Here is a 9,098-nt window from a genome sequence, read left to right on the forward strand (position 1 = left end):
CGCCCGGCCCGGAGGGCCGTGGCTGACATACAGCGGGCCGGGGCCGTGCCGCAGCGCGCCCGGTACGTACGCGCCGGGCAGCCCGGCGAGGAGGACGGCGAGCTCGTCGAGGCTTCGGGAGAGCGTCGCCCCGTCGCCCGCGTGGACGGTGATCAGCCGGTTGCCCGGCAGCGGCTCGGCGCGGTCGCCGCCCAGCTCACGGGCGGTGGCGCGGCTGCGGATGAAGTCGAAGGGCAGGGTGTGCGCCGCACAGTGCCCCCAGACGATCTCGATGGCCCGGGCGAGCTCCGGCAGCGCCACCGACACATGGATCCGCCAGCCCGCCTCCGGTACCGCCGGGCCGGGCCGCAGGGTGATCCACCAGCCGGATTCGCCCCGCTCCCAGCCCCTCGGCGGCTCCCGGCGGGCCGCCGCGAACCTCTCGTGCTCGTCCGGGTAGCGCTCGGGCACCTCGTAGAAGACGGGGTCGGCGAGGCAGAAGCGGTCGTAGTCCTTGAGCGTCAGCACGGCCTTGGGGGTCAGCACGGCGCGTCCCTTTCGGGGCGAGGACTTCCGGGGGTCAGTGGGCGAGGGCGCTGAACTCCGGGGGATTGGTGCGGACCGCGCGGCGTTCGATACGGGAACGGACCTCCGGGGAGCCGAAGTGGTAGTCCATGCGGCGCACGGCCGCCGCCCAGTCCTGCATGGTGCGCACCGCCGACAGCGTTTCCACGACAAAGGGATCGCTGAGCCGGGAGACACCCCGGTGCCACAGATCCAGCGGGGATTCGTGGAGAATGTTTCCCACCGTGCCCTCGTACACGGGCAGTGCCCTGACATCGCCGTCCGGTTCGATCTGCATCACCAGTGTGTCGACGCCACTGGCGAAACGGTCCGGGCGCATCACGAGGTTCTGATTGTCGGTGGTGAAGACCCGTACCCCGGCCGGCGCGAGCCGCTGGAGCCGGGCCCGCCGTTCGTCGCTCGTCAACTCGGCGACCCGGTCGTCGTCGAGGAGTTCGAAGCGGCAGAATTCCGGGCGGCTGGCGAGCCCTTCGGGCACGGCCGCGTTGAAGGTGAGCGTGCGCAATTCCGGGAAGCGCGGGGCGATGGCCGTGCAGAATTCGTCCAGTTGCGGGAAATTACTGCGCACGACGACGCAGTCGATGCCGAACCACAGCGGCGAGCGCCCCCGCCGGGCGCGCTCCCGGGCGACCCCGTCGAGCTGGGTGAGGGCGCTCAGCGCCCGGTCGAAGGAGCCGCGCCGGCCCCGGATCCGGTCGTGGACCTGGGCGGTCGCCCCGTCGAGGCTCACGATCACCTCGTCGAACACCGAACCGAGTTCGGCCGCCATCCAGGGTTCCATGATCCAGCCGCTGGTGTAGACGGCGGTGCGCACCCCGGCCCGGGAGAGCCGCCCCGCGACCTCGAAGATCCCTTTGACGACGAGGGGTTCCCCGCCGGAGAGCGCGACCACCCGGGGATTCAGCGAGATCAGGGCGTCGGCGACCCGCAGCATGTCCTCGTGGCTCAATTGCCGCGGCGCCCGCCTGCCGGACTCCGAATAGCAGTGCGAGCAACGCAGGGGACAGGCATAGGTGGTGTCCCAGACGACCACCTCGGGACCGGAAGACACGCTCATGGTTCCCTTTCGGCTTTCCTTGAATCGCACAGTCGATCGTCTTACCGGGACCGCCGGGGCCGGTAAAGGCCGGAATACCGAGTCTGCCGTGCCGGGAGCGCCGCGCGTACCCCGGAATCCTCCGATCCCACTGGGGGTTTTCCGCTATACGCGCCGAACGGGATCGTCTGGACTGGCACCCGGGCGCCCTCGATAATGTCGCGCGTGAGGGGTGCGTGTGAGGGGTAACGGCCGTGCGATACAGGTCGCCGCGTTCTCCGGCGGGCTGTGCCTGCTGTGGGCGGTGACCACCGGAGCGTTTCTGCTGCGGAACAACACCGTCACCCTGCCGTGGATCCTCGGTTCCGTCCTCCCGTGCTACTGCGCCGGCCTGTTCGCGTGGTGGCACGCCCCCACGAGCCCGGTCGCCCGCCGGCTGCTGCTGATCGGCGCCGCGCTGGCGGTGAGCATCGGCATCCGCTGCACCTCGGCGCTGCTGACGACCTCGTTCGGCTGGGACCTCACCGCGCCCGAGAACGGCCTGCCGTCCCTGACGGCCTCCTGCCTCGTCCTGCCCACCGAGTGGGACAACCTCGCCGTCAGCATCCTCGTCGTCCACCTGCTCGCCCTGCTGCCCGACGGCCGCCCCCGGTTCCGCTACGAACGCCCCGTGCTGCGCTCGCTGTGGGCGCTGCTGGCCCTGCCGTTCGCCCTGCCGCTGGCGGGCGTGCCCACACGGATCGTGGAGTACGTGGTCTTCTACTACCCCGAGGCCTGGCTGCCCGGTGTGGGCGCCGCGCTGCTGGTGCTGCGCTGCCTGCGCGCCCGGGCCGCCGGGGACCGGGACCTCACCGGGGTGCTGCCCGTGGCCGCCGTGGCCGCCGTCCTCTTCCTGGGCCGCGCCACCTCGCGGCTGTTCCGGCCCTGGCACGGCGAGACGGGCATCCTCTACCTCGTCGGCTCGGCGCTCGGGGCCCTGCCCTATGTGCTGATCTCCCTGTCCGTCGTCTACGCCGCCTTCCGCTACCGGCTCCTGGGCGTCGACATCGTCATCCGGCGCTCGGTCGTCTACGGCACCCTGTGGCTGATCATCAGCGGCTGGTACCTGGGCATGGCGATGACGCTCGGGCTGACGGCCGGCCAGTACTTCCCGATCGGGCTGTCCGTGCTGGTCGCGGTCACCGCCACCGCCCTCTTCCAGCCCGTCCGGGAACGGCTGAACCGGCTGGCCCAGCGGCATGTCTTCGGCGAGCGGCTCAGCGGCTTCGAACTCCTCGTCCAGTTCGGCAGCGCCCTCGAACACGCCTACGACCTCAGCCGGTTGGCGCCCCAGCTGGCGGCCGGTCTCCAGCAGGGGCTGACCCTGAGCTGGACCCGGGTCCGGCTCGGCGGCGGGGACCTGCCCGTCCACCTGGGCACCGCCGGCGAACTCCCCGGCCGGTACCGCCCGGCCGGCGCCGGCGGCGGCTTCCCGCTGCGCTACGGCAATGACGTCCTGGGCCTGATCGAGTACGGGCCCAAGGCCGCGGGCCGCTTCACCCCCGAGGACCACGACCTGGTGGAGACCCTGGCCCGGCAGGCCGCCCTCGCCGTCCACAACGCGCGCCTGGCCGCCGAACTCTCCACCCGCGTCCTGGAGGTGCAGCGCCAGGCGGGCGAGCTGGACGCCTCCCGGGCCCGGATCGTCCACGCCCAGGACAGCGAGCGCCGCCGCATCGAACGGCGGCTGCACGACGGCATCCAGCAGGACCTCGTGGCCCTGGTAGCCAAACTGCGCCTGGCCCGCAACCGGCTGGCCCGCGGGGGCGACGCCGACCCCGTGCTCACCGAGGTGCAGGACGACGCCTACCGCGTCATCGACGAGCTCCGTGAGGTCGCCCACGGCATCCACCCGCCGGTCCTCACCGACCAGGGCCTGGTCGCGGCCGTCACCTCCCGGGCCCGGCGGATGCCGATCCCCGTCACCGTGCGCGTCGACGACTCCCTGGACCAGGTGCGCTTCGCCCTGGACATCGAGGAGTCGGCGTTCTACCTGGTCTCGGAGGCGCTGACGAACGTCCTCAAGCACGCCCGGGCCGGCCGGGTGACCATCCGCATAACGCGCTCCGACGGCTGGCTGGTGGTGGAGGTCGTCGACGACGGCGTGGGCTTCCCCTGCGACACCACCCGGGGCTCGGGACTGACGGGCATGCGGGACCGCATCGAGGCGGTCGGCGGGGACCTGCGCATCATCAGCCGCGCCGGGGGCGGCACCACGATCCGCTCCCGGCTGGCCGAGCGGCTCAGAGAGGAGATCCGTGACTGAGGGACCGATGCGCGTCGTCATCGCCGAGGACCACTACCTGGTACGGGAGGGCACCCGCCGGCTGCTGGAGGACACCGGCGACGTCTCCGTCGTCTCGGCCGTCGGCGACGCGGCGGAGCTCCTCGACGCCGTCGAGGAGCTCCGCCCCGAGGCGGTCATCGCCGACATCCGCATGCCGCCCGGCCACCACACCGAGGGCATCGCCGCCGCCCACGCCATCCGCGCCGGCCACCCCGGCATCGGCGTCGTCATGCTCTCCCAGCACGCCGACGAGAACTACGCCTTCGACCTCTTCCGGCGCGGCACCGACGGCCTCGCCTACCTCCTCAAGGAACGCATCGGCGAACTCGACGAACTCCTGCGCGCCCTGCGCGAGGTGGCCGCGGGCCGCTCCGTCGTCGACCCCCGCATCGTGGAGGTCCTGATGGGCAGCCACACCCGCGCGGCCGACGCCCCGCTGGCCTGCCTGACCCGCCGTGAGCTCGACGTCCTGCGGCACATGGCCGAGGGCAAGACCAACCGCGCCATCGCCGCGGAGCTCGTCCTGTCCGAGTCGACCATCGAGAAGCACGTCAACTCCACGTTCGCCAAACTCGGCCTCGCGGAGGAGCCCCAGCTGCACCGGCGCGTCAGCGCCGTCCTCGCCTATCTGCGGCACGTGCCGCGGGGGAAGGGGGTGTGAGGCCCGCTACCCCTGGAGGTCCTCCCAGGTGATGACGGGGCTGCCCGCGCGCAGGCTGTAGTCCATCGCGGGGTCCCGCACCGGCCACTTGAGCCGGAGCCAGCCCGGGATCGTCGCCGGGATGCCGTCGTCGGCCGCCAGGTGCCAGAAGGTGTTGGAGTCCTGGCGGGCGAAGTACGGGCAGAGGAAGGAGACGACGACCGTCACCCGCCGGCCCCGCGTCACCGGGGTGACGGCGTGGTAGATCCGGCTGCCGTGGAGGAACAGCGCCGCCCCGCGCTCCCCGCAGGGAGCCTCCCTGATCCGGGGATCGCCCTCCCGGGCGCCGGTGAACTCGTCCGCGCGGCCCATGAAGTAGCCGAAGCGCCCGCCGTCGTAGTCCTCGTAGCCGTTGAGCTGGATGGTGAGGACGTGGTCCATGCCGTCGTGGTGCCATTTGACGATGTCCGCGCGGCCGTCGGCCTCGAAGTAGTTGATCTGCACGGTGGGGATCCGCAGCGGATGCGGGATCAGGGGCACCCCCGCCAGCCGGGAGCAGGTCAGCAGGAAGCCCCGGTCACGGATCATGTTGTTGATGAACGCCGACATCAGATCGGCGTTGCGCACCCGGCGGGTGGTGATGAACCGGGCGGTGCCGGCCGAGCTCTCCAGCCGGTCGCACACCTCGGTCAGGCAGTCCAGGCCCTCCGGCGTGAGGATCCGCACCGGCCCGACCAGCGCCGTGTCGTCCACCGCCCCGTAGCCGCGGCTGAGCTCGTGGGAGGCGTAGCCGAAGTCCTGGAGCCCCAGGCGCGGCCCCTTGGCGTCCCGTGCCACGAACTCGGGGCGCCAGCGCGGCTCGCCCGGCAGCCCGGCGGCGCGCCGTGGCTTCCGGCCGCGCAGGGCGTGGAGGAACTGGTCGAACCCGGTGGCCATCTTCGGATGGTTGAGGGGGCGGTGTCTGTGTCGGGTCGTCACCATGAGGCGATTGCAGCGCCGCGCGCCGCGCCCGGCAAGGGAGGTGTTCCCGCCACGGCGGGCCCTTCCTTGTTTCTATTGCGAGAATATGAATCTCTCCTTTCATTTCCAGGTGAATTGGGGTTGAGTGCCTACGATCAACGGCACAGCACCCCGTACTTCCTTCCCTGGAATGAGCTCCGATGAGAATCTCCCTCTCCCGCCGCCGCGCCACCGCGGCCTCCGTCGCCGCCGCCCTCGCGCTCCTGCTGTCGGCCTGCGGCATGCCGGACGCGGCCGGCGGCGACCGGGTGCGCATCGGAGTCAACGGCGCCGACCCGGAGTGGGACGTCCTCGCCGAGGAGGCCAAGAAGGCGGGCATCGACGTCAAGATCGTCAACTTCGACGACTACCAGCTGCCCAACAAGGCCCTGGCCGACGGCGACATCGAACTGAACGCCTTCCAGCACCTCGCCTTCCTGAGCAAGTTCAACGGCCAGAACGGCACCGACATCGTGCCCGTCACCTCCACCTCCGTGGCACCCATGGGCCTGTACTCCCTCAAGCACAAGAAGGTGGAGGACATCCCCGACGGCGCGCGCGTCGCGATCCCCAACGACCCCTCCAACCAGGGCCGGGCCCTGCTCGTGCTCCGCCAGGCCAAGCTCATCGGCCTCAAGGACAAGGCCGGCATCTACGGCACCCCCGACGACATCACCGACAACCCCAAGCACCTGAAGATCACACCGGTCGACGCCCAGCAGACCCCGCGCACCCTCAAGGACACCGCCGCGTCCGTCATCAACGCCGGAGTCGCCGAACAGGCCGGCTACCGGATCGAGCAGGCCGTCTTCCACGACGACCCCGAGAGCGCCGTCGCCCGCCCCTACGTCAACGTCATCGCCGCCCGCGCCAAGGACAAGGACAACAAGAACATCCGGAAGGTCGTCGAGCTCTACCGCTCGCGCACGGTGCAGGAGGCCGTCAGGAAGTCGGCCCACGGCGCCCGGTACGTCCTCGACATCCCCCAGGGCGAGCTGCGGCACGAGCTCGACCGCCTCACGCGCCAGGACCGGGGCTGAACCGTGATCGAACTCCGTGATGTCACCAAGGTGTTCCCGGCCGCCAGGAGGAGCGGAGGCGCCGGCCTCCGCGCCGTCGACGGCGTCTCGCTGACCGTGGACCGGGGCGGCGTCTTCGGCGTCGTCGGCCACAGCGGCGCCGGCAAGAGCACCCTGCTGCGGCTCGTCAACCACCTGGAGACCCCCACCTCCGGCAGCGTGCTCGTCGACGGCCAGGACCTCGGCGCCCTGGGCGAACGGCGGCTGCGCGAGGTCCGGCGCTCCATCGGGATGATCTTCCAGCAGTTCAACCTGTTCCGCTCGCGCACCGTCCTCGGCAACGTCGCCTACCCGCTGCGGCTGTCCGGGCTGAGCCGCGCCGAGGCCCGCGAACGGGCCGGGGAGGTCCTGCGCTTCGTCGGCCTGGACGGACAGGCCCGCCGCTACCCCGAGCAGCTCTCGGGCGGCCAGCGCCAGCGCGTCGGCATCGCCCGCGCCCTGGCCACCGAACCCGGCGTGCTGCTGTGCGACGAGGCGACCTCCGCCCTCGACCCGCGGACCACGGGCGAGGTCCTGGACCTCCTCCGGCGCGTCAACGGCGAACTGGGCGTGACGATCATGCTGATCACCCATGAGATGGAGGTGGTCCGCTCGCTCTGCGACCACGTGGCCGTGATGGCCGACGGCAAGGTGGTGGAGACCGGCGGCGTCCACGACGTCTTCTCCCGCCCCGCACACCCCGTCACCGAGGCCTTCGTCCGCTCCGCGCTCCACGACGTGCCCGACGCCGCCGCCCTGGAACGGCTCCGCGCCCGCCACCCGGGACGCCTGGTGACCGTCCCGGTGGACGGCGGCGACGGCCTCTCACGGCTGCTGCGCGAACACGGCGTGGACTTCACGATCGCCCACGCCGGCGTCACCGAGGTCCAGGCCCGGACGCTGGGCAGCGTCACCTACGAACTGCGCGGCGCCGAACGGGACGTGGACGCCGTCCTGGCCCGCCTGACCGGCAAGGCGGAGGCGGTGGCCCGGTGAAGGCCGACTGGAACACCTTCTGGGTCAAGGTCGTCGACGCCACCGGCGAGACGGTCTACATGGTCCTCGTCACCCTGGCCCTCTCCGCCGTGCTCGGCATGGCCGTGGGCCTCGCCCTCTACGCCACCCGCAAGGGCGGCATCCTCCACAACCGCGCGGTCTTCGCCGCCTTGAGCACCCTCGTCAACGTCATCCGCCCGGTCCCCTTCATCATCGCCATCGTCGCGCTCTCCCCGGTGACCCGAGGAGTCGTCGGCACGATGATCGGGACCGAGGCCGCCATCTTCCCCATGACGGTCGTGGCCACCTTCGGCGTCGCCCGGATCGTCGAGAGCAATCTGCTGTCCGTCGAACCCGGAGTCGTCGAAGCGGCCCGCTCCATGGGCGCGAGCCCACTGCGCGTCCTCCTCACCGTCCTGGTCCCCGAGGCCCTCGGCCCCCTGGTGCTGGGCTTCACCTTCATGCTCGTCGCCCTCATCGACTTCTCGGCCGTCGCCGGGACCGTCGGCGGCGGGGGAGTGGGCAACCTGGCCATGACCTACGGCTATCTGCGCTTCGACACCTCGGTGATGGTGGTCACGGTGGCCGTCCTCGTGGTCCTCGTACAGATCGCCCAGCTGCTGGGCAACTTCCTGGCCCGCAAGGTGCTCAGGCGGTGACGCAGGGCCCGCCGCGTTCAGGGCCCGGCCCCCGGCCAGCGGTAGCGGACGTGGGTGAGGGACTCGGACGTCCGCCACAGCCGGGCGGCGAGCGCGGCGTCCTCGGCCGGGGCGGGAAGGTCCACCGGGCCGGGGGCGCCACGGGTCTCGAAGCGGCCGGTGGGGCCGTAGAAGCCGCCGGGGACGACGTCCTCCGCCGTCGCCGCGTACAGCGCCGGCAGCGCGGCCGCATCCACCGACTGGCCCACGAAGTGCCCCGGCAGCAGGCGGGCCAGCGCACGGACGGGCCGGGTGGCGTGCCGCTGGAGACCCGTAGCGCTGAAGCCAGGGTGGACGGCCACGCTCGTCAGCGCGACGCCCGCCGCGTCGGCCCGCCGCTGGAGCTCCAGGGCGAACAGCACATTGGCCAGCTTGGACTTGGCGTAGGCGTTCAGCGGGCGGTATCTGCGGGTGCTCTGGAGGTCGGAGAGTTCCGCGATCGCGCTGCGGGAGATCGCGGCGCTGACCGTCACCACGCGCGGCGCGGGCGCGGCCAGCAGGAAGGGCAGCAGCCGGCCGGTGAGCGCGAAGTGGCCCAGGTGATTGGTGCCGACGGTCAGCTCGAAACCGTCCTTGGTGATGGCCCGGTGCCGGATGCCCATCACCCCGGCGTTGTTCACCAGCAGGTCGACCGGGCGCCCGCCGTGCTCCACCCGGTGGGCGAAGCCCGTCACGGAGGCCAGATCGGCGAGGTCCAGCATGTCGGGACGCACCCGCGCGCCCGGCACCTCGCCCGCCATGTCCTCCGCCGCCCGCCGCGCCCGCCCCGCGTCCCGGCCCT

General features: G+C 71.9%; 8 protein-coding genes and 1 pseudogene. 5 read left to right on the forward strand and 4 right to left on the reverse strand.

Annotation, left to right across the window (positions count from 1 at the left end):
- Together K6I33_RS26190 and K6I33_RS26195 are read right to left on the reverse strand one after the other, a co-directional pair.
- Positions 1 to 525: pseudogene (locus K6I33_RS26190) on the reverse strand (lantipeptide synthetase); the annotation flags it as partial.
- A gap of 34 nt (positions 526 to 559) precedes the next feature.
- A complete protein-coding gene (locus tag K6I33_RS26195) occupies positions 560 to 1,621 on the reverse strand; it encodes a radical SAM protein (protein WP_229356998.1) in 1,062 nt (353 codons plus the stop codon).
- Between the two features lie 217 nt (positions 1,622 to 1,838).
- On the opposite strand from K6I33_RS26195, the gene K6I33_RS36420 reads away from it, so the two are divergent.
- Complete coding sequence (locus K6I33_RS36420; RefSeq protein WP_229356999.1) at positions 1,839 to 3,905, forward strand: ATP-binding protein; 2,067 nt, start codon at positions 1,839 to 1,841, stop codon at positions 3,903 to 3,905.
- 7 nt (positions 3,906 to 3,912) lie between these two features.
- A complete protein-coding gene (locus K6I33_RS26205; RefSeq protein ID WP_238492071.1) occupies positions 3,913 to 4,587 on the forward strand; it encodes a response regulator transcription factor in 675 nt (224 codons plus the stop codon).
- Between the two features lie 6 nt (positions 4,588 to 4,593).
- On the opposite strand, the gene K6I33_RS26210 is transcribed toward K6I33_RS26205, so the two are convergent.
- Complete coding sequence (locus K6I33_RS26210; RefSeq protein ID WP_229357001.1) at positions 4,594 to 5,502, reverse strand: 2OG-Fe(II) oxygenase; 909 nt, start codon at positions 5,500 to 5,502, stop codon at positions 4,594 to 4,596.
- Between the two features lie 224 nt (positions 5,503 to 5,726).
- Between K6I33_RS26210 and K6I33_RS26215 the strand changes: the two genes are divergently transcribed.
- From K6I33_RS26215 to K6I33_RS26225, 3 genes are read left to right on the forward strand one after another with little or no spacing between them, the layout of a single operon-like run.
- On the forward strand, positions 5,727 to 6,605 hold the full coding sequence (locus K6I33_RS26215) for a MetQ/NlpA family ABC transporter substrate-binding protein (RefSeq protein ID WP_229357002.1): 879 nt from the start codon (positions 5,727 to 5,729) through the stop codon (positions 6,603 to 6,605).
- 3 nt (positions 6,606 to 6,608) lie between these two features.
- Positions 6,609 to 7,619, forward strand: a complete 1,011-nt coding sequence (locus K6I33_RS26220) for a methionine ABC transporter ATP-binding protein (RefSeq protein ID WP_229357003.1) — start codon at positions 6,609 to 6,611, stop codon at positions 7,617 to 7,619.
- Positions 7,616 to 8,278 (forward strand): methionine ABC transporter permease, encoded by a 663-nt coding sequence (locus K6I33_RS26225; RefSeq protein ID WP_229357004.1) that lies wholly within the window; start codon positions 7,616 to 7,618, stop codon positions 8,276 to 8,278. Before K6I33_RS26220 ends, K6I33_RS26225 begins: the two co-directional genes overlap by 4 nt.
- 17 nt (positions 8,279 to 8,295) lie before the next feature.
- Here the strand turns inward: K6I33_RS26225 and K6I33_RS26230 are convergent.
- On the reverse strand, positions 8,296 to 9,098 hold an 803-nt coding region (locus K6I33_RS26230), incomplete at its 5' end, for an SDR family NAD(P)-dependent oxidoreductase (protein ID WP_229357005.1).

Source organism: Streptomyces sp. UNOB3_S3 (genome assembly GCF_020740895.1).
GTDB lineage: Bacteria > Actinomycetota > Actinomycetes > Streptomycetales > Streptomycetaceae > Streptomyces.